Origin of the sequence: Chryseobacterium proteolyticum (assembly GCF_046591535.1) — a bacterium.
GTDB classification, from domain to species: Bacteria; Bacteroidota; Bacteroidia; order Flavobacteriales; family Weeksellaceae; genus Chryseobacterium; species Chryseobacterium proteolyticum.
The window spans coordinates 485,933-511,015 of record NZ_JBJLWK010000001.1 but is presented as its reverse complement, the minus strand read 5'-3'; the positions used below and the strand labels follow the sequence as shown (position 1 = coordinate 511,015).

Annotated in this window: 20 protein-coding genes and 1 pseudogene; 14 read left to right on the top strand and 7 right to left on the bottom strand. The window is 36.6% G+C overall.

The genetic code is table 11. The annotated features are described in order from the left end of the window. Positions 1-88 precede the first annotated feature (88 nt). Complete coding sequence (locus ACJ5H0_RS02235) at positions 89-1,963, bottom strand: endonuclease (RefSeq protein WP_411246959.1); 1,875 nt, start codon at positions 1,961-1,963, stop codon at positions 89-91. 195 nt (positions 1,964-2,158) lie between these two features. Here ACJ5H0_RS02235 and ACJ5H0_RS02230 point away from each other — a divergent pair, with 195 nt between their 5' ends. From ACJ5H0_RS02230 to ACJ5H0_RS02185, 10 genes are all read left to right on the top strand, one after another. Continuing rightward, positions 2,159-3,298 carry an acyl-CoA dehydrogenase family protein gene (locus ACJ5H0_RS02230; RefSeq protein WP_411246958.1) on the top strand — a complete coding sequence of 380 codons (1,140 nt, stop codon included), beginning with the start codon at positions 2,159-2,161 and terminating at the stop codon, positions 3,296-3,298. Positions 3,299-3,314: 16 nt separating this feature from the next. Continuing rightward, the gene (locus tag ACJ5H0_RS02225; RefSeq protein WP_411246957.1) at positions 3,315-3,812 is read left to right on the top strand and encodes a DinB family protein; all 498 of its coding nucleotides are present in this window, start codon (positions 3,315-3,317) and stop codon (positions 3,810-3,812) included. Positions 3,813-4,013: 201 nt separating this feature from the next. Next, complete coding sequence (locus ACJ5H0_RS02220) at positions 4,014-6,944, top strand: reprolysin-like metallopeptidase (protein WP_411246956.1); 2,931 nt, start codon at positions 4,014-4,016, stop codon at positions 6,942-6,944. A gap of 249 nt (positions 6,945-7,193) precedes the next feature. Beyond that, a complete protein-coding gene (locus ACJ5H0_RS02215) occupies positions 7,194-9,428 on the top strand; it encodes a reprolysin-like metallopeptidase (protein ID WP_411246955.1) in 2,235 nt (744 codons plus the stop codon). A gap of 422 nt (positions 9,429-9,850) precedes the next feature. Next, complete coding sequence (locus ACJ5H0_RS02210; RefSeq protein WP_411246954.1) at positions 9,851-10,573, top strand: hypothetical protein; 723 nt, start codon at positions 9,851-9,853, stop codon at positions 10,571-10,573. A 249-nt stretch (positions 10,574-10,822) separates the two neighbouring features. Then, positions 10,823-10,993 carry a hypothetical protein gene (locus ACJ5H0_RS02205; RefSeq protein WP_411246953.1) on the top strand — a complete coding sequence of 57 codons (171 nt, stop codon included), beginning with the start codon at positions 10,823-10,825 and terminating at the stop codon, positions 10,991-10,993. Positions 10,994-11,184: 191 nt separating this feature from the next. Then, a complete protein-coding gene (locus ACJ5H0_RS02200) occupies positions 11,185-11,652 on the top strand; it encodes a pyrophosphohydrolase domain-containing protein (protein ID WP_172282968.1) in 468 nt (155 codons plus the stop codon). A gap of 3 nt (positions 11,653-11,655) precedes the next feature. After that, a complete protein-coding gene (locus ACJ5H0_RS02195) occupies positions 11,656-12,222 on the top strand; it encodes a thioredoxin domain-containing protein (RefSeq protein WP_172282970.1) in 567 nt (188 codons plus the stop codon). A 3-nt stretch (positions 12,223-12,225) separates the two neighbouring features. Continuing rightward, positions 12,226-12,831 carry a DUF4230 domain-containing protein gene (locus tag ACJ5H0_RS02190; protein ID WP_172282971.1) on the top strand — a complete coding sequence of 202 codons (606 nt, stop codon included), beginning with the start codon at positions 12,226-12,228 and terminating at the stop codon, positions 12,829-12,831. Between the two features lie 10 nt (positions 12,832-12,841). Further along, the gene (locus tag ACJ5H0_RS02185; RefSeq protein WP_172282973.1) at positions 12,842-13,027 is read left to right on the top strand and encodes a hypothetical protein; all 186 of its coding nucleotides are present in this window, start codon (positions 12,842-12,844) and stop codon (positions 13,025-13,027) included. A 76-nt stretch (positions 13,028-13,103) separates the two neighbouring features. Here ACJ5H0_RS02185 and leuB read toward each other — a convergent pair whose 3' ends face one another. The 4 genes from leuB to ACJ5H0_RS02165 form a co-directional block, all read right to left on the bottom strand. Then, complete coding sequence (gene leuB / locus ACJ5H0_RS02180; protein WP_411246952.1) at positions 13,104-14,228, bottom strand: 3-isopropylmalate dehydrogenase; 1,125 nt, start codon at positions 14,226-14,228, stop codon at positions 13,104-13,106. Further along, positions 14,218-14,817, bottom strand: coding sequence for a 3-isopropylmalate dehydratase small subunit (leuD, locus tag ACJ5H0_RS02175; protein WP_411246951.1), 600 nt, complete (start codon positions 14,815-14,817; stop codon positions 14,218-14,220). The genes leuB and leuD overlap by 11 nt, the downstream gene beginning before the upstream one ends. A gap of 120 nt (positions 14,818-14,937) precedes the next feature. Further along, positions 14,938-16,326 (bottom strand): 3-isopropylmalate dehydratase large subunit, encoded by a 1,389-nt coding sequence (gene leuC / locus ACJ5H0_RS02170; protein ID WP_411246950.1) that lies wholly within the window; start codon positions 16,324-16,326, stop codon positions 14,938-14,940. A gap of 38 nt (positions 16,327-16,364) precedes the next feature. After that, the gene (locus tag ACJ5H0_RS02165; protein ID WP_273647925.1) at positions 16,365-17,528 is read right to left on the bottom strand and encodes a 2-isopropylmalate synthase; all 1,164 of its coding nucleotides are present in this window, start codon (positions 17,526-17,528) and stop codon (positions 16,365-16,367) included. A gap of 146 nt (positions 17,529-17,674) precedes the next feature. On the opposite strand from ACJ5H0_RS02165, the gene ACJ5H0_RS02160 reads away from it, so the two are divergent. Further along, positions 17,675-19,219 carry a hypothetical protein gene (locus tag ACJ5H0_RS02160; protein WP_306612181.1) on the top strand — a complete coding sequence of 515 codons (1,545 nt, stop codon included), beginning with the start codon at positions 17,675-17,677 and terminating at the stop codon, positions 19,217-19,219. A 52-nt stretch (positions 19,220-19,271) separates the two neighbouring features. Here ACJ5H0_RS02160 and ACJ5H0_RS02155 read toward each other — a convergent pair whose 3' ends face one another. Further along, complete coding sequence (locus tag ACJ5H0_RS02155; RefSeq protein WP_411246949.1) at positions 19,272-20,231, bottom strand: dipeptidase; 960 nt, start codon at positions 20,229-20,231, stop codon at positions 19,272-19,274. Positions 20,232-20,239: 8 nt separating this feature from the next. Further along, positions 20,240-21,433, bottom strand: a complete 1,194-nt coding sequence (locus ACJ5H0_RS02150) for a DUF4932 domain-containing protein (protein ID WP_411246948.1) — start codon at positions 21,431-21,433, stop codon at positions 20,240-20,242. 93 nt (positions 21,434-21,526) lie between these two features. Here ACJ5H0_RS02150 and thrS point away from each other — a divergent pair. The 3 genes and pseudogenes from thrS to ACJ5H0_RS02135 all read left to right on the top strand — a co-directional run bounded on the left by thrS (position 21,527) and on the right by ACJ5H0_RS02135 (position 25,060). Further along, positions 21,527-23,447, top strand: a pseudogene (thrS, locus tag ACJ5H0_RS02145) (threonine--tRNA ligase). Positions 23,448-23,518: 71 nt separating this feature from the next. After that, positions 23,519-24,049 carry a translation initiation factor IF-3 gene (infC, locus tag ACJ5H0_RS02140; protein WP_172282988.1) on the top strand — a complete coding sequence of 177 codons (531 nt, stop codon included), beginning with the start codon at positions 23,519-23,521 and terminating at the stop codon, positions 24,047-24,049. Between the two features lie 189 nt (positions 24,050-24,238). Continuing rightward, the gene (locus ACJ5H0_RS02135; RefSeq protein WP_411246947.1) at positions 24,239-25,060 is read left to right on the top strand and encodes an alpha/beta fold hydrolase; all 822 of its coding nucleotides are present in this window, start codon (positions 24,239-24,241) and stop codon (positions 25,058-25,060) included. Positions 25,061-25,083: the final 23 nt, after the last annotated feature.

The window sequence follows — 25,083 nt, the reverse complement described above, 5'->3', positions numbered from 1 at the left end:
GGATATGAGCGCTTTAAAAATTAATTTCCAAAACTATAATTTCATTACTTTTTAAAGTAAAAAAATCTATTTTCTGAATTTTATAAAGTTATTTCTTCGTAAGTTTAAATACTTTGTTATCCAGTTTTAAAAGATAATGACCGGATTGCAAATTCTGTACGGAAATATTATTTTTATTTAGGAAAGGTGTTTTTTCAGTAACCAATACCCTTCCGGACCAGTCGATGATCTGTGCCGTTTCTATGCCTTCTGTTTTTCCGGTTACAAATATATTTTCACTGACAGGATTAGGATATATTTTAAGTTCTTCCTGTCCAGCATACTGAATATCCTGTAAAAATAATGTTCCCGTATCTTCGCAATGATCAGCAGGATGTACATCCCATTCATTTATATTAAAAGAGGTTATGGGCTGAGTAACATTAGCTTTTCTGTAAAGAGAAACGTCAGTCAATTGAGATGAATTGGATTGGGACTTGATACCAATAGCATCAACAGTTGCAGATTTATAACTCAGCTCAATATACTGACTTCCTGAAAATGTCATTTGCGGGGCTGCAGTAACAAATTTAGCGCTTTCATTGCCAAAGCATGAAAAACTGGCGTTAGGATTTAAAATCATAAAAGTTTCATTATTCTGTACGGTCCCCTCCAGCTCATATGGAGCGGGAAAATAATAATTGGTACCACTAGGAAACTGAATAGTAAGCCTGTAATTGCTTAAATTCACCGCATGCCCCGTTCTGTTGGTAATCTCAATAGCTTTATTATTGGATGTTCCTTCTAAATATTTAGAAACAAAAAGGTCTTTGGAATATACATCGGAAGCAAGAGTGGTTACTGAAACAATATTACTGTCTGGTGAAAAAAGATATCCGTTATCATAGGCTTTAACCGTATAATTGTAGTTGGTAGAAGGAGAAAGATGATCGATGCTTATCGAGGTATTTCTTGTTGATGCCACCAGCGACCCATTCTGATAAATCTTATATCCGATAACATCTGAACTTGTACTTGGCATCCAGCTCAATGTTGTAAAGTAGGCGCTTGTCTGACTCACAGTTAGATTCGTTGGTGATTGAGGAGAAACCGTGTCAGGAACCTGTCCCCAGATATCATTTACCCATTGCGGATGATCAATAAATGGATTTCTGTTCTTTTGTATCATGTAAACAGAATTATTTCTGTCAATTTCTCTTTGGGAAACAGGATCCTGGGCATGCCACTGGAGAAGCATAGCTATATACGCATCATCAAATGCTTTTTCTTCCGTACCATCCAGAGGATTGGTATCCGAAGCCGGATTTGCATTATTGTTGAATTTAAAAGTTCCTAATTTTCCTTCATACCTCACTGCAAAATACAATAAGCTCCTGGCAACATCTCCTTTGAACTCATCTATCGGTTCGTAAACACGTCCTGTATAAACATAATTGGGAATGGCACTTCTTCCGATTTTGGAAGAATTGGTAAAGGTGTAAAATACATTAGAAGGTGTTGTAGTAGAAATTCCATACGGATAATTACTTCTCAACTGATTGATCCTTGCATCTGTTGGTACTACATAAAACAAATCCGAATACATGGGATAGTTACTGTAAAATGTACTTTGAGGCATCATATGCTCTCTGTTCCATCCGAGTCCTTCGGCCGACGAACTTCCTATAAGATTAGCGGTCGTATATTCGTAAGCATCCGGTCCTGTCGGAATTTCAGAGTACATATCCAATAATATCGTCGTGTTGCTTGCATCATGATCATAATAAATATCAAGATCCGTCTGATTATAATAATTGGTGAGATCACCATAATGCCAGCTTATGTTCTTAGTCGAAATAATGTCATGCAATCTGGACTTCAATGCAAATCCGGTAAGTCCCGTAGTTCCGTCATAATATCCGGCCGGAATTTGTGCTGAAACAAAAGAGGAAAATAAGATAATAGATCGTAAAAGTTTTTTCATATTCTAAAATTTGGTATTGTAAAGTAGATAAATAATCAATATCTCTTTACACGATTTTTATTAAAAAATTATTAAATTATATTATGTAAAAAACTGATAGTTAATTTATTGTAGACATAATATTACGCAGTGGATAATTTATTTTCGTATTTCTACAATTTAAGTATCTTTGAGAACTAACTATTTACTTATATAATGAATACCGAGATTGTTGACAACATCAAAATGATAGCAGAAACAGCAAAAGAATTTGCTGAAAAAAACATCAGACCCCATATTATGGAATGGGACGAGAGCCAGACTTTTCCAAAAGATCTATTTCATCAATTAGGAGAAATGGGTTTTATGGGAATTGTTGTTCCTGAGCAATATGGAGGTTCCGGGTTAGACTATCACGAATATGTTACCATTCTTGACGAAATTTCTCAGGTAGACCCTTCTATCGGACTATCTTTAGCCGCACACAACTCATTGTGTACGAACCATATTTACGAATTTGGAAATGAAGAGCAAAGACATAGATGGTTGCCTCAGCTTGCAACAGGAAAAGTACTTGGAGCATGGGGATTAACAGAACACAATACAGGTTCTGATTCGGGAGGAATGTCTACAACAGCTGTGAAGGATGGTGATGAATGGGTAATCAATGGAGCTAAAAACTTCATTACTCATGCTATTTCCGGAGATATTGCAGTCGTAATGACAAGAACGGGAGAAAAAGGAGCAAAGAATAATTCAACTGCTTTTGTTTTGGAAAAGGGAATGCCAGGTTTCACTTCAGGAAAGAAAGAGAACAAACTGGGAATGCGTGCTTCTGAAACGGCTGAATTAATTTTTGATAATGTACGTGTACCAGATTCTAATCGTTTAGGAGAAGTTGGAGAAGGCTTCAAGCAAGCTATGAAAATCCTGGATGGTGGAAGAATATCTATTGCAGCATTAAGTCTTGGGACAGCAAGAGGTGCATATAAAGCAGCATTAAAGTATGCTAAGGAAAGACATCAGTTCGGAAAATCTATCGCAAGCTTTCAGGCTATTAATTTCATGCTTGCTGATATGGCAACTGAAATTGACGCTGCTGAACTTCTTATTCACAGGGCTTGTACATTAAAGAATGCAAAACAAAAAATGACCAAAGAAGGAGCAATGGCGAAGTTATTTGCTTCTGAAGCTTGTGTGAGAATTGCAAATAATGCAGTTCAGATCTTTGGAGGTTATGGATATACTAAAGATTTTCCTGCAGAAAAATATTACAGAGATTCTAAACTTTGTACCATTGGTGAAGGAACTTCAGAAATCCAGAGATTGGTAATCGGAAGAGATATTACACAATAATTTATTTTCTACTATCATGATTAAACAGGCTCTTTTAGGTGAGTTTCTCTATGAAGCAGAGAATACCCGGAAAATTTTAAATGCAATTCCCGACAGTGTTCTGGACTGGAAGCCTTCCGATAAAAGCTGGACCACGGGCCAACTGGCTTCACATATTGCAGAGATTTACAACTGGTATGAATATACTTTCAATCAGAATACTTTCGATATGGGAATCTACCAATATGATAAAGGGGATATTTCCACAATTCAAAATATTGTAGCAAAGTTTGAAAATAATGTCAGTAGAGCCCAACAAGTAATAGAGGGCTCTGATGAAAGTACATATTTTAATGAATGGAAAATGGAAATGAATGGAAAAATTCTTTTCGCTCCTACTCCAAGAGTTCAGGTAATCAGAGGCTTTTTATTTAATCATTTATATCATCACAGAGGAGAACTGGTTGTTTATCTGAGATCAACGGGAAATAAAGTACCCGGATTGTATGGCCCTACGGCTGATGATAGATTGTAATGTAGAGTTAACTTATCAATAAATGAATAGCATGCGTATTTTACGTATGCTATTTTCTTTTTTTGATACAATATGAATTTTATTATTCTTAACATAATGCTTAATATATTTAAAATATAATCAAAAATTTTCTTAAAAAATTTTGTTTTCTGTTGTGAATTTTTTATTAGCTTTGACATTCCACAATCAAACAAATATTTTATGAAAAAACAATTAACTCTGATTGGAGTGCTTTTTATGACGGGCATTTCTTTCGCTCAGACCGATCGTCTCTGGTCTCAAAGTTCACAGAAAACATCTGCAAATGTTTTCGAGAATAAAACGAACATCAATAATCCAAAAGTCTATACACTGGACATAGATGGTTTGAAAAACGCGCTTTCAAGAGCTCCCAAAAGACTGGCTGCCGGCGAAAAATCACAAGTCATTATTTCTTTTCCTAATTCCGACGGGAAAATGGAAAACTTTAAAGTAAAGGAAAATTCAAATTTTGATCCACAACTGGCAGCCCGGTATCCGGACATCAAATCTTACGTTGGTGAGGGTCTTGGAGATTCTAATTCCACAGTTTATTTCAGTATTTCGCCCTTAGGATTATCCTCGATGGAAATTTATGGTGATAAATCGGCTGTGTTCATCGAGCCTTACACCAAAGATCTTTCAACGTATGTGGTTTATAAAAAATCAGACAAAAAAGACAATCTTAACAAATTTGAATGTACTGTTATTGATGTTGCCCAAAAAGGGATTGATAATACCAGTCTCGCTGCAAGACCTAACGCTGATGATGCCAAGCTGAGAACTTTCAGATTAGCACTTTCCTGCACGGGAGAATACACTACTTATTTTGGGGGAACAAAAGCCAATGCTTTAGCTGCAATGAACAATACAATGACCCGCGTAAATGGTGTTTTTGAAAAAGATTTCGCAGCAAGAATGGTTTTAATTTCTAACAATGATGCTGTAATTTACACTAATGCTTCTACGGATCCTTACTCTCCTTCAAGCAGCATGAATAACTGGAATTCGCAACTTCAAAATACCCTAACTTCTGTGATTGGCGAGGCTAATTACGACATCGGACATCTTTTCGGGGCTACCGGAGGTGGTGGAAATGCCGGATGTATCGGATGTGTTTGTACAAACGGCTCGAAAGGAAGTGGTTACACCTCCCCTGCGGATGCAATTCCTTCAGGAGATAATTTTGATATTGATTATGTAGCGCATGAGATGGGGCATCAGTTCGGAGGAAACCATACATTCTCTATGAGCAATGAAGGAACCGGAGCTAATATGGAACCTGGTTCAGGATCTACCATCATGGGATATGCAGGAATTACCTCTCAGGATGTACAACCCCATTCTGATGCATTTTTCCATGCAATAAGCATCCAGCAGATCACTAATAATATTAAAGCTAAAACATGTCCTGTAAGTACAGCAACAGGAAATGCAATTCCAACCGCTAATGCAGGATCTGATTACACTATTCCTAAAGGCACACCATTTATGTTAACAGGAACCGGTACGGATGCAGACGGAGATTCATTAACTTATGTATGGGAACAAATGGACAATGCTTCTTCGTCACAGACAGGAGCAAGCTCTGCAGCCAGCGCAACAAAAGCATCCGGACCTACTTTCAGATCATGGACTCCAACAACTTCTCCAACAAGATATTTTCCAAGGATGGCTTCTATCCTTGCCGGTGCTACCACAACCGCAGGTTCAGAAATTACTGTAGAAGCTTTATCTAATGTAGCAAGAACACTGAACTTCAGATTTACAGTTCGTGATAACAGAGCCGGAGGTTCAGGAAACAATTCTGATGATGCAGTGATTACGGTAAATTCTACAGCAGGACCATTTGTAGTTTCTTCCCAAAATTCAGCAACGACATATACAGGAGGAACTTCCCAAACTGTAACATGGGATGTAGCAGGAACTACAGGAAATAATGTAAATGCTGCTAATGTAGATATTCTTTGGTCAACTGACAGTGGAAATACCTGGACTACATTATTAGCCGGAACACCTAATGATGGAAGCCAGGCTGTTACCATACCTAATGCCTCTACGACAACAGGGAGAATTATGGTAAAAGGTTCCAATCATGTATTCTTTGATGTAAATAACGCTAACATCACGGTAAATGCAGGTTCAGGAGGAACTGATACTGTAGCGCCTACAGCACCTACTCTTGCTGCTTCCGGTACTACTGCAACCACAACCAATTTATCATGGAGCGGAGCTACGGATAATGTAGGGGTTACCGGATATGATGTATATCAGGGTGCTTCATTAATAGGATCTACTGCTTCTACTTCTTATACAGTAACAAGCTTAAGTCCATCTACCACTTACAGCTTTACCGTTAAAGCAAAAGACGCCGCAGGAAACACTTCAGTAGCCAGTAATTCCGTAAGTGTAACAACTCTTGCAGGAAGCACGGTAACTTATTGTTCAGCAAGTGCAAACAATACTGCTGACGAAAGAATAGGAAATGTGAAGTTTGGAACAATCAACAACACTTCTACAGGAACTGCAGGATACGAGAATTTCACATCTGTTTCCACTAATGTTACAAGAGGAACTGCCTATACAATTTCTATTACTCCGGTATGGACTTCAACCGTATACAGTGAAGCGTACGCAGTATATATTGACTACAATCAAAACGGAGTCTTTACAGATAGCGGCGAATTGGTATGGACCAAATCAGGATCTACTACAACACCGGTAACGGGAAGTATAACGATTCCGTCTTCTGCTGCACTTGGCTCTACAAGAATGAGAGTAATGATGCAGTACAGCTCTATCCCATCATCATCTTGCGGAACTTATACGTATGGACAAGTTGAGGATTACACAGTAAATATCGGATCAACATCTAAAGGAGACATATTAGGTGGCAATAATATGCTTACAGATATCAAACTTTATCCTAATCCGGTAAAAAATATCCTTAATGTTTCCAATACAACATCTGAAGAATATAAAATCTTCGATATGACAGGAAAATTAATCAATTCAGGAAAACTCGAAAGAGGATCTGTTAATGTAAATAATCTCGTAAAAGGAGCTTATATGATACAAATTGGTGAAATTTCAAGGAGATTCATTAAAGATTAATAATATTAAATCAGGATTAAATGAAAAAGCTACCTCACCAGAGGTAGTTTTTTTATTTGCTGATTTAGAAAAAAATTAATCATTTATTTTGTTTTAATTTATTTTATTCATTTTTTATTAAAAAATTAACTATTATTCAATTCGTAAATGAAAATAATAATTAATACCTAGTAAAAATATGAATTAAGTACGTTTTTCGTAATATTATTTTCGTTAGCTTTGGTATTCCACAATTAAACAATATTTTATATGAAAAAACAGTTATCCATGATTGGGGTGCTTTTAATTTCGGGCATCTCTTTCGCGCAGACCGATCGTCTCTGGTCTCAAACTTCACCAAAGACAGCATCGCAGGTTTTTGAGAACAAAACCGGCATTACTGATCCAAAAGTGTACTCACTAAATCTTGATGCACTCAAAAGCGTCCTTTCAAAAGCTCCAAAAAGATTGTCTGCGGGAGAACCATCAGAAATTATTATTTCTTTTCCTAATTCAGAAGGAAAAATGGAAAATTTTAAAGTAAGGGAAAACTCAAACTTTGATCCTCTTTTAGCTGCAAAATATCCGGATATTAAATCGTATGTTGGACAGGGAGCAGAAGATAAAAGTTCGACTGTGTATTTCAGTATTTCTCCTTTGGGGCTTTCTTCTATGGAAATTTACGGTGACCGCTCTGCTGTTTTTATTGAGCCTTACACGAAGGATCTTTCTACGTATGTAATTTATAGGAAGTCTGATAAAAAGGATGCACTTAATAAATTTGAATGTAAAGTGATTGATGTTGCACAGAAAGGGATTGATAAAACAACCGTTGTTGCAAGACCGAATGCTGATGATTCAAAGTTAAGAACCTTTAGATTAGCCCTTTCCTGCACCGGTGAGTATACGTCTTATTTTGGAGGAACTAAAGCAAACGCCCTGGCTGCTATGAATAACACAATGACCCGTGTAAACGGAGTGTTTGAAAAAGATTTTGCTGCCAGAATGGTCCTTATCTCAAATAATGATGATGTCATTTACACCAATTCATCCACCGATCCTTATTCCCCTTCATCACAGCTTGATAATTGGAATTATGAACTTATGCAAACCTTAAATTCAACAATTGGTGATGCCAATTTTGATATAGGACATTTATTCGGAAAAGATGGTGGTGGTGGTAATGCAGGTTGTATAGGCTGTATTTGTAGCAATGATAAGACTTTAGATTCTGATGGTTCACCTGAGAATTACAAGGGAAGCGGATACACCTCACCGGCAGACGGAGTTCCTTCAGGAGATAGTTTTGATATAGATTATGTAGCTCATGAGATGGGACATCAGTTTGGAGGTAATCATACATGGTCTTATCAGACCCAAACCGGATTGCAACCTGTAGAACCGGGATCCGGATCTACCATTATGGGCTATGCAGGGATTACAAGTTATGATGTGCAAGCTCATTCGGACGCTTTATTCCATGCTTTAAGCATTCAGCAGATTACGGACAATATTAAAGCCGCAACCTGCTCTGTAAATACAGCTACAGGAAATTCCATCCCAACAGCCAATGCAGGTCTTGATTACACTATTCCTAAAGGCACACCCTTTATGTTGACAGGAACCGGTACGGATGCTGACGGAGATACATTAACTTATATCTGGGAGCAAATGGATAAGGGAACTTCTTCACAAACAGGATCCAGTTCTGCAGCCAGTGCTACAAAAACCGCTGGTCCTACATTCAGATCATGGACACCAACTGCCTCTCCTACCAGGTATTTCCCAAGAATGGCTTCTATCCTTGCAGGTGCTACAACTACCTCAGGATCGGAAATCACAGTAGAAGCATTATCTAATGTGGCAAGAAAACTGAATTTCAGATTTACAGTTCGTGATAACAGAGCCGGTGGATCAGGAAATAATTCCGATGATGCTATAATTACAGTAAACTCTACAGCTGGTCCATTTAAGGTGAGTTCCCAAAATTCTGCCGTAACTTATGCCGGGGGAAGCTCTCAAACCATAACATGGGACGTTGCAGGAACTACAGGAAATAATGTAAATGCGGCTAATGTGGATATATTATGGTCAACCAATAGTGGAACTACCTGGACTACTTTGCTGGCGGGAACTCCAAATGACGGTACCCAGGCAGTAACAATTCCTAATGTTGCAACAACAACAGGAAGAATTATGGTAAAAGGAAGCAATCACATTTTCTTTGATGTGAACAATGCCAATATAAAGGTAACTGCATCTTCAGCCAAACAAAAAGACATCACTAAAGACCTGATCACCGAGGTGAAGCTCTTCCCTAACCCGGTAAAAAATATCTTAAATGTTTCAAACGCTACTTCAGAAGAATATAAAATTTTTGATATGGGCGGGAAACTAATTAATTCAGGAAAACTTGAAAGAGGAGCCATTAATGTAAGTGGCCTTATTAAGGGAGTTTATTTACTTCAGACTGGAGAAACAACAAAAAGGTTTATTAAAGAATAATTATCTTGATAACAATGATCTTAAGGCTACTCTTTTTAGAGCGGCCTTTTTTTTATTCAATTCATCTTATAGAAAAGTAATAAATTCTAAAATTAAAAACTAAAAAAGTAAATAATTCATTAATTATTAATTTTTAAAATAATTTATTCTTTTGTTATAGTTTTTTAATTTAAATTTATCGAATCATTGTACCGCCTGCCATCGGGTATTCGGATCGAAGATGCTATTAGTAAGCATTGCCTGATTCATATCACTTTGCATTCCATTACTTTGGATAAAGTCTTAATAAGCGCCTTATTTTACATCCAAAGTGAACCAATAAATTTATTCCGAAGATGACCGCCAATATTCACTAGATGAATATTAATGAAAAAGATATGCCTCCTGACACTAACTTAATTATAAATAAAAAACTAATTATTATGAAACATTTACTGAAGTATTTACTTTTTTTATCCGTTATCTTTTTCTCGACTGCTTGTAGTTCGGACAGGGATGATGAAATTGATAACACAAACGGAGTTACCCACGTATTTTATAAGAACGCTGATGAATTTGCCTTAACTTATGACACCGCGGGATTGGTTAACCAGGATATCCGGAATCAGGCTTTCGAATTATATAAACAGGGAAAATGGAGTGAACTGGAAGCTCTTTTTAAAGCCAATAATCTAAATGGAGGCTGGCCCCCTGCCAATGGGGGATACAATATAGTTGATAATGTTCCCTTTCAGGCCGGGCAAAAGTTTGACCGATACAGCGGAGCGATTAATTATAATGGAAGCGGAATTCCTACGTTAGGAGGCAGTTTTACAAGTCCTATTATAAACGGGTATGTGTATACTTTCTCTCAAAGAGCATTAAATCAACCTGAAAACACCTATGATTTTTATTATGAGATCGATGTTCTGAATAATTCATTACCTTTCACTTCCCAAACAGCTGATGTAATTCCTTGGTTTAATCAAGTAGGTGGCGGAAAACAAACGATGTGGAAAATCCCTATAGATCCGGCAACCGGCTATCAGAAAACCTGGAATAAGCTGGCGGAGGAAGGATATGTGAAAATAACCATAAAAAAAAAGTCCAAGCGGTCATTACAACAATTTAGTAGGTACAGTGATTCAATAAAAGACAGGTCCTGATGTATTCAATATCAAAAAAAAATAAGAATTGGCAGAAAAGCTCTCGTAGCAAAAGCAGTTTTTACCAATGGTGAAATTATCCCATCTGCAGTCACAACATTTACCTGTTGTGACTGCGGTTATGAAAATAAACTCGAAATTATCCCTTATCAATCTGGGTTCCCGATCCTTCAGATTTATCAGGGTGACAAAGTTCTTTCGAAAAACGAATTAACAGATAATGGTATTGTTGCACCCACCCTCCCCAGCATGTTGCATTTTGGAGAATTAACGGTTTCTAATTTACCTACCTTATACTTTGGTACGGATTGTCCATCCTGCCACTCCTCTTATATCTGTGTTTTCAGTTATGGTGAAAAACAACCGGGAGCAACGGTCTTACATATTTCAGGGGTCTGGAAATTTGAAAAAATGGAGTAATCTGTTTTAATCATCATTTTGATAATTTCGCATGGTTATTAATGAACATGATTACCTGCAAAATCCGCCAGAGGATCATGAAGTAGATTACGGAGAAGTAGTCTATATTCTACCGTTTTTAGGTACATTTTGCGTTGTACATTTTACCATTAGCAAATCGTTTTCTATCTTTGCTTTAAATAAAAAAATTCATGGATAAAATTGATAGTCTGAACCAAGTAGCAGAATTCCATACTACTTTTAAAGCCCCTATTTTAGAAACACCACAAATTCCTTCTCCTGAAAGATGTAATCTTAGAGTTGAACTGTTACAGGAAGAATTAAACGAATTAAAACAAGCAATCGCAGACAATGACATCGTTGAAATTGCAGATGCTTTATGTGATTTACAATATGTTTTGAGTGGTGCTGTTTTAGAATTTGGTCTTGGCAACAAATTTGTAGAGCTTTTCAACGAAGTTCAGCGTTCCAATATGTCAAAAGCATGTGACAACGAGGAGCAGGCAAATGAAACTGTTGAATTCTATAAAGAAAAAGAAGTAGAATCTTTTTATGAAAAATCAGGAGAAAAATTCAACGTTTACAGAAAAACCGATCACAAAGTTCTGAAAAACAAATACTATTCTCCTGCTGATTTGAAAACGATCATCGAGAAATAAAATATGAAAAAATTTATTACAAATACTGTTGCAATTTCAGGATTGTTCCTGGCTACCCAGCAGCTAAGTGCTCAGAAAGTGGTTGTAAACCGTGAGGTAGAAACCCAGAATGATGGCAAAATGCTTTTGGGTAACCAGTTAAAAGAACAGTTTTTAAAGGCACCTTATGCAGATTGGTATGTGAAAGAGCATGATGAATATGCTTTAGATCAGAAGGCCATTGCAGACTTGAAAAAAGCTAAAATAAGTTCTTATCACATTATCGTTTTCATGGGAACCTGGTGTGAGGATAGCCACAGGGACTTTCCGAGACTGATGAGAATTCTGGAAGAAGTAAATTTTCCGGATAACAGGCTGACCATTATTGCAGTCAATCGCAAAAAGGAATCTCCATCAGGAGAAGAAGGTATTTATAATATCCAGAAAGTTCCGACTATTATTGTTGAAAAATATGAAAAAGAAATCGGAAGAATTATTGAAATGCCCAAAACCGGTTATGTAGAAAGGGATCTGGTAGAAATTCTGAAAAAAGATGACAAATCGGTACTTAAAGAAATATTTAAAAAGTAAATATTGAAAAATAATAAGCTTATACTATCTTTTGTAGCAGGAATTCTTGTGATGCTTTTCCTGTTTTTCGGTCTTAAGTCCTGTTTTAATTTTGGAGGCAAAACGGAAAAATCGGATTATTATATTCTGACGAACCAGATTTCCAAAATGAATAAAATGGTGGTTTTGGAACAGAATATTTCCAGCATGCAGAAAACCAAAATGGGTTATGAAGTATTCGGAAACGAAGTATCCAGTAACAGTATAATCACCTATACCAAGACCAATGCCCAGGTTTCCTACGATCTTAATAAAATGAAGATAGAGGTGGATTCGATCAATAAAAAACTGGTTATTACTCAGCTGCCTAATGCCGATATCCGAATTACTCCAAGTGTGGAAATACAGTCGCTTGACGATTCTTTCTTTAACAGGATTTCTGAAAAAGACATTAAAAATGTAACCAACAAAGCAAAAGAAACAGCTATTAAAGCTATTGATGAAAATAAGCTACGAAATGAAGGGCGTAAGCAATTGATGGAAAATCTTAATAATATTTTTGTTTTGGCAAAGGCTTTGAATTATACCATTGAAGACAAAACAGGTCAACTCGGTATTTTAGAACTTTAAAATCTAAGCTATGAATTCAAAAGATAATGCTAAAAAGAAGGAATCTGCCAATGCTGCAGAATCGAAAAAACAAAACCAGGATTTCCCGGATATTCCTGCATCATCTAAGAAAACCAATCCACCGGATATCGATAAAGAGGATATTGAAAAATCTTCGAAGAATAAGTCCGGAAAAACAGATAATACCCGTCGGTAAAATAATGAAAGGTCTGCTTCTTCTGAAGCAGACCTTTTCAATATAAAAAAAAATAAAATCAAACTCTTAGTTATCACTATACAATAGTGGATTTTCCGATCTTGATATTCTCAAAATTGTAATATGATTTTTCGGAAAATCTGATATAGTCCGCAATGAAGTCCCCTACTTCGCTTGTAGAATAAGATTGCTTCGCATTAAGATCTACGGTTACATATTTGTTTTCAATGGCATGTTCTACCGATTCTCTCAATTTATCTGCTGCCTGATTCAATTTCAGGTGATCCAACATCATTGCCGTACTCAATATTGAGGCTACAGGATTAGCAATACCTTTGCCTTTTGCCTGCGGATAAGACCCGTGAATAGGCTCAAATAGTGCATTTTCATTTCCTATAGATGCGGAAGGCAGAAGTCCTATGGAACCGCCGATTACACTCGCTTCATCAGAAATGATGTCTCCAAACATATTCTCCGTTACGATAACATCAAATTGTTTAGGATTAAGGATCAGCTGCATCGCAGCATTATCTACAAACATAAAATCCAACTGAACTTCAGGATATTCCTGGGCGATTTCCTTACAGATCTTTCTCCACAATCTTGAAGTGTCCAGAACATTAGCTTTATCAATAAGCGTTAATTTCTTTTTACGTTTTTGGGCTTCCTGAAATGCCATATGGACAATAGGTATAATATCTTCCCTGCTGTATTTACAAACATCATAGGCATAAGATCCTTCTTCATCGGTAAATTTTTCACCAAAATAGATCCCACTCACCAATTCCCTAAAAATCTGAATATCCGCTCCTTCAATGATTTCTCTTTTCAAAGGACTTTTCTCAATCAATGAAGAATAGGTTTTTAACGGCCTGATATTGGCAAAAAGCCCTAATTCCTTACGAAGCTTCAGCAATCCCTGTTCAGGCCTTACTTTTGCGTCGGGATTATTATCAAAAGCAGGGTCGCCTATCGCTCCAAAAAGCACGGCATCTGATTCTTTACAAATGTCCAGTGTTTGTTCAGGCAACGGATCTCCTGTCTGAAAAATTGCTTCCGCTCCCATCAATCCATAGGTAAACTGGAAATTGTACTGGAACACTTCACCAATTACTTTAAGGATTTTCACACTCTCACTGACCACCTCAGGACCAATTCCGTCTCCTGGAAGTACTGCTATTTTGAAATAATTATTGCTCATATACTTTTTGTGTTTTTAATTCAAATTCCTTTATGGCTTCTTTTTTACTGATCAGAAAATCAATGTCGTCATATCCGTTAAGCAAACATATTTTCTTATAAGAATCCAATTCAAAATATTCCGTTTTACCATTAAAACTTATAGTTTGCTGTTCAACGTCTATGGTAATTTCCTTTTCAGGATTTTCTGTAATGTCCGTTAAGATTTCCTGTAAGAATACATCAGAAACCTTTACAGGCAACAAACCGTTATTCAAAGCATTTCCTTTGAAAATATCCGCAAAATAACTGGATACAATCACTTTAAACCCATAATCGGTTAAAGACCAGGCAGCGTGCTCACGGCTACTCCCACAACCAAAGTTATTACCGGCTACTAAAATCTCACCGCGGTACTGGGGTTTATTTAAAATGAAATCAGCATTTGGCTCATTGGTATGAACATCATATCTCCAATCTCTGAACAGATTATCTCCAAACCCTTTTTTGTCTATACTCTTCAGAAACCTTGCCGGAATGATCTGATCAGTATCTATATTCTCTACAGGCAAAGGAATTGCACTTGATTTTATTATAGTTAGCTTTTGCATTGCTTTAGTTTACTAGATTACAATATGTTTTGGTTAAAAGCTGCTTTATTTAAAATGTATGAGAAATCAGTTCAAACAAAAGCAGCTATTTTTAACATCCTCTATTTGTATGTCTTATTATTAATTTAAATTTTCAAAAACGCTTATTCTGCCTTCTATGGCGACTTTAGCAGCAGTCAACGGACTTGCCAGAATAGTTCTGGCTCCCTGTCCCTGTCTGCCTTCAAAATTTCTGTTGGAGGTCGAAACGCAATATTCACCTTCAGGAATCTTATCATCATTCATGGCCAGACAGGCTGAACATCCGGGCTGCCTGATCTGAAAACCGGCATCATTGAATATTTTATCAAGGCCTTCTTCATAGATCTGCTTTACGACTAGCTGGGATCCAGGAACAATAAGCGCTTTAACATTTTGAGATTTATTCTTCCCCTTAATATATTGCGCTGCAGAACGAAAATCTTCAATCCTTGCATTCGTACAGCTTCCAATAAATACATAATTTACCTTAATATCAGAAGGAGACTGACCGGCTTTTAATCCCATGTATTGCAACGCCTTTTCCTCGGATTCATTTTGTGGAACAGGAATAATCTCATCCAAAGAGATACCCATTCCCGGGTTTGTTCCGTAGGTAATCATAGGTTTTATTTCTGATGCATCGAAACTAAATTCAGCATCAAATATGGCATCTTCGTCCGTTTTCAGGCTCTTCCAATAGGCAAGCTTTTCTTCCCACTCCTCTCCCTTTGGTGCAAAAGGTTTTCCTTTTACGTAGGCAAAAGTCGTTTCATCAGGAGCAATCATTCCTCCTCTGGCTCCCATTTCAATACTCATATTGCATACCGTCATTCTTCCTTCCATCGACATTTCCTCAAAAACCGACCCCGCATATTCACAGAAATACCCGGTTCCCCCATTAGTCCCTACTTTAGAAATAATATACAGGATAACATCCTTAGGCTGAACATCTTTTTTAAGCTTTCCATTAACCGTAATCCTCATCGATTTTGGTTTATTGAGCAATAAACACTGGCTCGCAAAAACCTGTGCTACCTGGCTGGTTCCGATACCAAAAGCTATTGTTCCGAAAGCTCCGTGTGTAGAAGTATGACTATCTCCGCATACAATGCTCATTCCCGGCTGCGTGATCCCCAGTTCCGGTGCAATAATGTGGACAATTCCCTGATAGGGATGCCCAAGACCATATAGTTCGATATTATTTTTGGTACAGTTTTCAGTAAGTTGTTGTACCTGGTTTCTTGAAGACTCATCGCGGATAGGCTGCTCCTGATTTAAAGTCGGTACATTGTGATCCGCTGTAGCTACAATCTGATCAGGCCTGAATATTTCAAGATTTCTGGATTCCAGTTCTGCAAAAGCCTGAGGGCTTGTCACTTCATGAATAAGATGTTTATCTATATAAATAATTTGCGGTCCGTCAGGAATTGTTTCCACCACATGAGCATCCCAGACCTTATCAAAAAGTGTTTTCTTATTATTGTTCATTTTTTTGTTTGATTTTATTGAGAAATGATGTGAAATGCCTAACTGATTTTTCTCGTTAATGCATTCATCATCAGGCTAAGATCATCATTATCCACTTCTTTTTTAGCATCTGCAATTTTTAAAAACTCCCCATACAAAAAGTCCAGCTCATTTTTGGTAACATCAAAGCCGATATGCTTAAAACGGTATGCAAGAGCAGAACGTCCGCTTCTTGCTGTAAGAATAATCGAAGATTCGGTTACTCCCACATCTTCAGGATTCATGATCTCATAAGTTTCCCTGTTCTTGATCACACCATCCTGGTGGATGCCCGAACTGTGGGCAAACGCATTGGCTCCTATGATCGCTTTATTAGGCTGAACAGGCATTCCCATAAGGTCTGATACCAAAGAACTCATTGTATTCAACATTCTGGAATTAACATCTGTATGAAGTCTAAGGTCTTTATGTTGCTTCAGAATCATGACGACTTCTTCCAAAGCCGTATTTCCTGCTCTCTCTCCCAATCCGTTGATCGTACATTCAATTTGTCTTGCCCCGTTCATTACTCCTGCAATGGAATTAGCAGTTGCCAATCCCAAATCATTATGGCAATGGCATGAAAGGATTGCTTTATCAATGCCTTTTACATTTTCTTTTAGGTATTTAATTTTCTGTCCGTATTCCTCCGGCAGGCAATATCCTGTGGTGTCAGGAATGTTTAAAACGGTTGCCCCGGCTTTTATTACAGCTTCACAAACCCTGGCAAGGTATTCATTATCGGTTCTTCCTGCATCCTCTGCATAAAATTCAACATCTTCCACAAAGCTTTTAGCATATTTTACAGCATCCACTGCCCGTTCAATAATGTCTTCTCTGGTAGAGTTGAATTTATATTTAATATGTGAGTCTGAAGTTCCTATTCCTGTATGGATTCTGGGGCGTTTTGCATATTGCAATGCCTCGGCAGCCACTTCGATATCTTTTTTATTGGCCCTGGTCAGTCCGCAAACTTTTGCATTTCGTACCAACTTGGAAATTTCAGAAACGGAATGAAAATCTCCCGGACTTGATACCGGAAAACCGGCTTCTATTACGTCAATCCCTAGCTTATCAAGCCTTTCGGCGATAATTAATTTTTGTTCTGTGTTTAACTTACATCCCGGAACCTGTTCCCCATCACGCAAAGTGGTATCAAAAATTTCAATTTTTTCGGAATTCATAATGAAGTTTTTACTTAATTTTGATCCAAAACTAAGGCTTGCATATTTTTTACATTTTCAATTTTAATGAAAATTACAATATTCAAATAATGAAAAACTAAACGTAAGTATAATAAAATCAATAATTTAAATTATTAAATTTTACAATGGCAGAATTGCAGAAAGACTTCTTATTTGTACTCATTAAATCATTAACCACTTCTGAGAAACGGCAATTTAAGCTTTATGTTAATCGTTTAGGAATTAATGTAGATGCTAAATTTCTACTACTTTTCTCTGAGCTTGACAAAATGACTGAGTATAACGAGTCTGTCATCATAGAGAAGAAAATTTCTACCAAGCAGCAGCTTTCTAACCTGAAAGCGCATCTCTATAAGCAAATCTTAGTAAGCCTTCGTATGAACCCGAGCCATCAAAATTACAGGATTCAGCTTCGGGAGCAACTTGATTTTGCCAATATCCTGTATCAGAAAGGACTATACAAGCAGGCTTTAAAAATATTGGATAAAACGAAGCAATCTGCCCTGGAACTAGATGAAAAAAGCATCGCTTCAGAGATTATTGACCTTGAGAAGGTAATTGAGTCCCAATTTATTACACGAAGTATAGACGGAAGGGCCGAAGAACTAATAAGAGAGTCTAAAGAAATAAGCAAACAAAACCAATACACAACTGAACTTTCCAATCTTTCATTGAAGTTATACAGTGAAATGCTCACCCATGGGTATGTGAAAAACGATGCGGACAGGCAAGAGGTACTGGAAATCTTCAACTCTCAGATTAAAAATATAAAACCTTCCAGTTTAAATTTTACTGAAAAACTTTGGTATTATAAAGCGCATGTCTGGAAAAATCAGCTATTGCAGGATTACAAATACACGCTGAAATATGCTTATCAATGGGTAGAGCTGTTTCATCAGAAACCCGAAATGATTTTTAGTCATCCGGTGTGGTATATCAAAGGCAATACTTATTTACTGAAGATCCTTTTCCTTTATGGTAATATCGATATTTTAGAAAAACAATTTGAAAATTTCACTAAAACGGTTTCTTCACCTGGATTTGCCCAAAATGAGAATTTACAGGCTCTTACATTCCTTACCTACTCCAATACTTTAATGAATATCCATTTCGTAAAAGGAGAGTTTTTCAGTGGAACGAAGCTTATTCCAGAAATAGAAATGAAGATGGAAAAGCTCCGGGATAAAATTGATGAGCACCATTTTATGATTCTGTATCTTAAGATGGCAGCTATGTTTTTTGGAAGCAAGAAGTATAATGAATCGATGCGCTACTCTATGAAGATCATCGAGTCAAAAGGCAACGTACAGGAAGATCTTTTATTTCATACGAGGATTCTGATCCTTATGTCCAAGCATGAATCCGGAAATGACGAAGATTACGATGAGTTTATTAAAGCTACTTTAAAGTTCGCTTTAAAGATGAAAAAGCCGGAAGAATTTCATTTTGAAAGCATCGATTTTTTTAAAAATCTCAATAACCTTGTTTTGGATGAAAGACAAAAAGCATTTGAAGCATTTGACCGGAAACTGGATCAATATGAAAACAATGAATATTACAGACGTTCACTCTTTTATATAGATATCCATGGCTGGATACAGTCAAAAGTTCAGCATGTGGATGTAATTGAAATTATAAAGAAAAAAGTGAAGTATAAAAGACTGAAATAATAAATAACACCAGATGGTAACCGACTTTTAAAGCCACCATCTGGTGTTTATTTTAAAGCTTTTTTATAAAATCCAGAGCATTTTTATGGCTTATTTTTTCCATTAGCTCAACGGAATAATTTTCGGAAATCTTTTTATTGATTGCTTCATAGGCGGTAGCATTCTCGAACTCCTGAAAGAATATGGGAAGCTTTGACGGATCCGGATAGTTTTTGCAGTAGTAAAAATCTGCACCAAAAGCAATTGAATTTTCTCCACCAAGATCAAGTCCATATTGAAGATGTTCATATAGCTTGTAAGGATCAGTTTCATCAACACAATTCCTGATAAAGTTAAGTCCGATAAGACCTTTTCTCCTAATCACTTCTTTTGCCAGTTCATCAGGAAGATTCCTCTTTTTATCATAGATAGTGCGGTAATTGGAATGGCTTGCCAGGATAGGAATATGATAGTTTCTCTGATCGATATAATTAAGAATATCATAGGCCAGCTGATCGCTTGTATGGGAAAGATCAATGGCAATTTTTCGGTCCGAAATATAGTCCAGAACTACTTTTCCGTCTTCTTTTAATCCTGTCCCTGAATTATTTCCGCCCCCAAATCGGTTTTCAGTATGATGCGTAAGTCCTATATAAAGGACTTTCTGCGTGTTATTAATAATGGCTTCCAGGTTTTTAAAACCTGTTTCGAGGTCAGAATCCTCTTCACAAAATGAGGATGCATTTTCTATGGAAGCAAGTACTCCTGCCCGATCCTTATTTTCGTCTGCTTCATAATTTGAAGGATCAAGCAGGAAGAAATCATCAGTATTCAATAAATCAGCGAATACCTCACTTTGCCTGATTCCTTCGGCCGTGCTGTTCTTAGCTGTAGCCGTGTAAATGGCCATTACCTGTAATTTTACATTTCCGTCTCTTAAATAGGGCAATGAACACCCCAACTCCCTGTCATCTGGTTTTGAATTTTTTCTTAACAGATAATACAATAAATCACAGTGTAAATCAAAATTCATTTCATTCATTATATTTTATCTTTATTTATGTCGAGTTCTTTATTAATCCACTTAATATCACTATTTTCAAATACTTTTAAGAGTTCCGGAACAAAATCTCCGAATTTCTTATATTTTTTTCTGTTAGCATTGTATTCCTTTATCTTTCTTTCTAACTGAGGGAGAAAAATAAAATGATTTCTCAGATGATAGGCCTCTAGTTTTTTAGCACGTTCAAGATCATTCTGTATAATGGCTGTTTCAATTTCCCCCAACCTTACCAGATGTTCTACCACGCAAGTCTGATAATCGGCAACGCCACCTGTTTTTGTCATGATTTCTTTTAAGTTTGATTTTTCAAACAAATCCTTAAACATATTGAGCTTATCCTTATTCTGATAGACTTCCTTATTTACAAATGCATGACCAAACTCATGAATAGTTAAAAACCTCGCCTGAAACTGGTTGTTATATCCAAATTCCCCTTCTTTTGCCACTCTCATAAAAGGGCTTGCAACTTCATAAATACTTTTCTTTCCTCCCGAATGTTGTATATCAGTACCAATGCCACGACCTTCATTATCTTCTATTGGCCACATCATCATTGGTGAAATGAAAACAGTATAGCTGCCAAATCTTTCTCCATAGTAATGTTCCATTGCTGAAACAAAATTCGCGGGAATCTGTTGGTAATATTCTTTAATTCCACCGTCATAGAATGTTTTATTCTCTGAAAAGAAATCCCCAATTTTTTCCTGTATATAAAATTGCTGCAATTCCGAGATGTAGTTTTTAATAAGGAATGTTATTTCATCATTTTGTACTTTGGTCAGCGTATTTTTTTCAAATAAATAGTCATCATTCCAGCCTTTTAATGGAAATTCTTTATGTGATAAAAGCGGTTTCATGATTGCGTCATTTCCAATGCCATATTTACTGAGTAGCGTATCATTAATCTGTGCAGTAAGATGAGCGATTTTAGAATTTTTCAGATGCCCATATTTTTCCAATGCTCTTTTTACAATAGGCTGGTAGGTTGAGCACTCTTTAATCTTGAATAATTCAAAATCTTTATTGATCTTCCTATGCTCAGCTGAAAGGATCTCAGCTAAAAAATAAGTATCTATATTTTTGCTGTAGGAAACCTGAAATTTTGGGGCTTTTTTTTGTGAAAAAGAGAATGTGAAAAATAAAACAGTAAATACCGTTAATAGGTTTTTCATTATTTTGAATTATTTATTTATTCAAATATACGTTAATATACTATTTTAAATAAAAAATGCGTATTTTTGCATCTTAAAATTTCATAGTAAACAATGATAAAAATTACACTTCCAGACAATAGCGTCAAAGAATTCGAGGGAGAAGTAACTCCTTTAGATGTGGCAAAATCTATAAGCGAAGGATTGGCTAGAAATACCATTTCCGCAGTCGTAAACGGCAAACAAGTAGAGATTACCACACCTATAACGACGGATTCTACGGTACAGCTATTGACATGGAATGATGATCTTGGAAAGAAAGCTTTCTGGCATTCTTCTGCCCACCTTCTGGCGCAGGCCATCCTTGAATTTTATCCTGATGCTAAGCTTACTATCGGCCCAGCCATAGAAAATGGATTTTATTATGACGTAGATTTTGGAGACGAAAGTTTATCTGAAAAGGATTTTGAAAAGATTGAAAAGAAAGTTTTAGAGAATGCTAAGAAAGGTTCTACATTCTCCCTCTATCCTGTTTCCAAAGAAGAGGCATTAAAAACTTATGCAGATAATCCTTATAAAGTAGAACTGATCTCCAATCTTAATGACGGAGAAATTACTTTTGTAACTCATGATAATTTCACGGATTTATGCCGTGGAGGTCATATTCCCAATACAGGAATTGTAAAGGCCGTAAAAATATTAAATGCAGCAGGAGCATACTGGAGAGGTGATGAAAAGAACCCCCAATTGACAAGGGTTTACGGTATTTCTTTCCCAAAACAGAAAGAGCTTACAGAATATCTGGAAAGATTGGAAGAAGCAAAAAGAAGGGATCACAGAAAACTTGGAAAAGAATTAGGGATTTTCGCATTCTCTGAAAAAGTGGGTGCCGGACTTCCGCTATGGCTTCCAAAAGGTACTGCATTAAGAAGAAAATTAGAAAACTTCCTTAGTGAGGCTCAGAAAAAAGGAGGCTATGAATTCGTGATGTCCCCGCATATTGGTTCAAAAGAGCTGTATGTGACTTCAGGACACTGGGATAAATATGGGGCAGACAGTTTCCAGCCTATTAAAACACCGAATGAGGGTGAAGAATTTTTGCTGAAGCCTATGAACTGTCCTCACCACTGTGAAATCTACAAAACTTCACAATGGAGCTACAGGGATCTTCCAAAAAGATATGCAGAGTTCGGTACTGTTTACAGATATGAGCAAAGTGGAGAGCTTCACGGCTTGACAAGAGTACGTGGATTTACTCAGGATGATGCCCACTTATTCTGTACTCCGGATCAGCTTTCGGAAGAATTTGAGAAAGTAATAGATTTAACACTTTATGTTTTTAAATCTTTAGGATTTGAGGATTTTGTTACACAGGTTTCTTTAAGAGATCCTGAAAACAAGGAAAAATATATCGGTTCTGATGAGAATTGGGAGAAAGCTGAAAATGCTATCATCAATGCAGCAGAGAAAAAAGGATTGAAAACCGTTATTGAATATGGTGAAGCTGCCTTCTATGGCCCTAAACTGGACTTCATGGTTAAGGATGCGTTAGGAAGAAAATGGCAGTTAGGAACCATTCAGGTAGACTATAACCTGCCGGAAAGGTTTGATCTTCACTACATCGGAAATGATAACGAAAAGCACAGACCGGTAATGATTCATAGAGCGCCGTTTGGTTCTATGGAAAGATTTATCGCTATTTTATTAGAAAATACAGCAGGAGATTTTCCTTTATGGTTGAGCCCTGATCAGTATATAATTCTACCGATTAGTGAAAAATATGTAGATTATGCAAAAAAAAGTTTCACAATTTTTGGAAAATCACGATATTAGCGGTCTGATTGATGACAGAAATGAGAAGACCGGAAAGAAAATCCGTGATGCAGAATTAAAGAAAATCCCTTTCATGATTGTGATCGGTGAAAATGAAGAAAAAGACGGAACCGTTTCAGTAAGAAGACGTGGAGAAGGAGATCTTGGCGTAATGAAGATGGAAGATTTCGTCAATTATTTTAAAAAAGAAGCAGCTATATAAGAAAGCTGTCAATAGAAAGTTAACCAATAAAATTTAAGACAATAGCACAAAGATTTAACAACAGAGGCCCAATGCGTCGTCCGGTACAGGAGGATTTGCATCAAATTAATGGTAAAATCAGAGCCAGAGAAGTTCGTTTGGTAGGTGACAATGTGGAACCTGGAGTTTACCCATTAGATAAGGCTTTGCAGATAGCCAAGGATCAGGAATTAGACCTGGTTGTGATTTCAGACAAAGCAGAACCTTTTATTGCAAGAGTATTAGACTATAAGAAGTTTTTATACGAGCAAAAGAAAAAACAAAAGGAACTTAAGGCAAAACAAATAAAAGTGGTTGTAAAAGAGATCCGTTTCGGGCCTCAGACAGATGACCATGATTATGAATTCAAGAAAAAGCACGCTGAGAAATTCCTGGAAGAAGGTTCGAAACTTAAAACCTATGTATTTTTCAAAGGACGTTCAATTATCTTTAAAGATCAGGGAGAAATTTTACTTTTAAAACTTGCACAGGAACTTGAGCATGTAGGTAAAGTAGACCAGCTTCCTAAATTGGAAGGTAAAAGGATGATTATGATGATGAGTCCTAAAAAAGCAGCTAAATAATCAATTAAATTCTGAATTTAATTTCCAATATAAACCTCAAAGAAATTTGAGGTTTTTTTTTATTCAATTCCAATAAAATATACTATGTTAAGAGTTGTGTTTATTAATAAATTTAATTTTGAATTAGAAATAAGATTAAAATATCATAGATATTAAAAAATTAAATTACTAATCATAAAATTAAAAACAATGAGTACAATTCAACTAAAAGACGGAACTGAAATTTATTACAAAGACTGGGGAAAAGGACAACCTGTATTTTTTCATCACGGATGGCCATTATCAAGTGACGACTGGGATGCTCAAATGCTTTTCTTTTTGGAAAAAGGATACAGAGTCATTGCTCACGACAGAAGAGGGCATGGAAGATCCGCCCAGACTGCGGAGGGACATGATATGGACACGTATGCATCAGATGTTGATGAGATTGTAACGGCACTAGACCTGAAAGATGTGATCCACGTAGGACATTCCACAGGAGGCGGTGAAGTGATCAGATATGTAGCACAGTATGGAAAAGGAAGGGTTGCCAAAGCTGTTTTAATAAGCGCTGTTACCCCGATTATGGTTCAAAATGAAAATAACCCGAACGGTGTCCCGATTTCTGTTTTTGATGATATCCGTAACAATACGGCACACCACAGACAGCAATTCTATATCGATATTACCTTCCCTTTTTACGGCTATAACAGAGAAGGAGCTAACATTTCCGAAGGTATCCAGAGAAACTGGTGGAGACAGGGAATGATGGGATCAATTAAAGCACATTATGACTGTATCAAAGCTTTTTCGGAAACTGATTTTACAGAAGATCTTAAAAGTACAGATGTTCCGGTATTGGTGCTTCATGGGGAAGATGATCAGATTGTACCTTATGAAACTACAGATGTGGTAGCCGCAAAATTAGTTAAAAATGGAAAGTTGATCACTTATCCGGGATTCCCTCACGGTATGCCAACGACTGAAGCTGAAACTATTAACAGAGATCTTCTTGCTTTTTTCCAATCATAAAACCTTAATTGAAATAAAAACTA

Excerpts from the sequence above, each read along its gene's own strand:
- ACJ5H0_RS02235 (WP_411246959.1), bottom strand. The coding sequence starts at position 1,963 with ATGAAAAAACTTTTACGATCTATTATCTTATTTTCCTCTTTTGTTTCA.
- ACJ5H0_RS02230 (WP_411246958.1), top strand. The coding sequence starts at position 2,159 with ATGAATACCGAGATTGTTGACAACATCAAAATGATAGCAGAAACAGCA.
- ACJ5H0_RS02225 (WP_411246957.1), top strand. The coding sequence starts at position 3,315 with ATGATTAAACAGGCTCTTTTAGGTGAGTTTCTCTATGAAGCAGAGAAT.
- ACJ5H0_RS02220 (WP_411246956.1), top strand. The coding sequence starts at position 4,014 with ATGAAAAAACAATTAACTCTGATTGGAGTGCTTTTTATGACGGGCATT.
- ACJ5H0_RS02215 (WP_411246955.1), top strand. The coding sequence starts at position 7,194 with ATGAAAAAACAGTTATCCATGATTGGGGTGCTTTTAATTTCGGGCATC.
- ACJ5H0_RS02210 (WP_411246954.1), top strand. The coding sequence starts at position 9,851 with ATGAAACATTTACTGAAGTATTTACTTTTTTTATCCGTTATCTTTTTC.
- ACJ5H0_RS02205 (WP_411246953.1), top strand. The coding sequence starts at position 10,823 with ATGTTGCATTTTGGAGAATTAACGGTTTCTAATTTACCTACCTTATAC.
- ACJ5H0_RS02200 (WP_172282968.1), top strand. The coding sequence starts at position 11,185 with ATGGATAAAATTGATAGTCTGAACCAAGTAGCAGAATTCCATACTACT.
- ACJ5H0_RS02195 (WP_172282970.1), top strand. The coding sequence starts at position 11,656 with ATGAAAAAATTTATTACAAATACTGTTGCAATTTCAGGATTGTTCCTG.
- ACJ5H0_RS02185 (WP_172282973.1), top strand. The coding sequence starts at position 12,842 with ATGAATTCAAAAGATAATGCTAAAAAGAAGGAATCTGCCAATGCTGCA.
- leuB (WP_411246952.1), bottom strand. The coding sequence starts at position 14,228 with ATGAGCAATAATTATTTCAAAATAGCAGTACTTCCAGGAGACGGAATT.
- leuD (WP_411246951.1), bottom strand. The coding sequence starts at position 14,817 with ATGCAAAAGCTAACTATAATAAAATCAAGTGCAATTCCTTTGCCTGTA.
- leuC (WP_411246950.1), bottom strand. The coding sequence starts at position 16,326 with ATGAACAATAATAAGAAAACACTTTTTGATAAGGTCTGGGATGCTCAT.
- ACJ5H0_RS02165 (WP_273647925.1), bottom strand. The coding sequence starts at position 17,528 with ATGAATTCCGAAAAAATTGAAATTTTTGATACCACTTTGCGTGATGGG.
- ACJ5H0_RS02160 (WP_306612181.1), top strand. The coding sequence starts at position 17,675 with ATGGCAGAATTGCAGAAAGACTTCTTATTTGTACTCATTAAATCATTA.
- ACJ5H0_RS02155 (WP_411246949.1), bottom strand. The coding sequence starts at position 20,231 with ATGAATTTTGATTTACACTGTGATTTATTGTATTATCTGTTAAGAAAA.
- ACJ5H0_RS02150 (WP_411246948.1), bottom strand. The coding sequence starts at position 21,433 with ATGAAAAACCTATTAACGGTATTTACTGTTTTATTTTTCACATTCTCT.
- infC (WP_172282988.1), top strand. The coding sequence starts at position 23,519 with ATGCGTCGTCCGGTACAGGAGGATTTGCATCAAATTAATGGTAAAATC.
- ACJ5H0_RS02135 (WP_411246947.1), top strand. The coding sequence starts at position 24,239 with ATGAGTACAATTCAACTAAAAGACGGAACTGAAATTTATTACAAAGAC.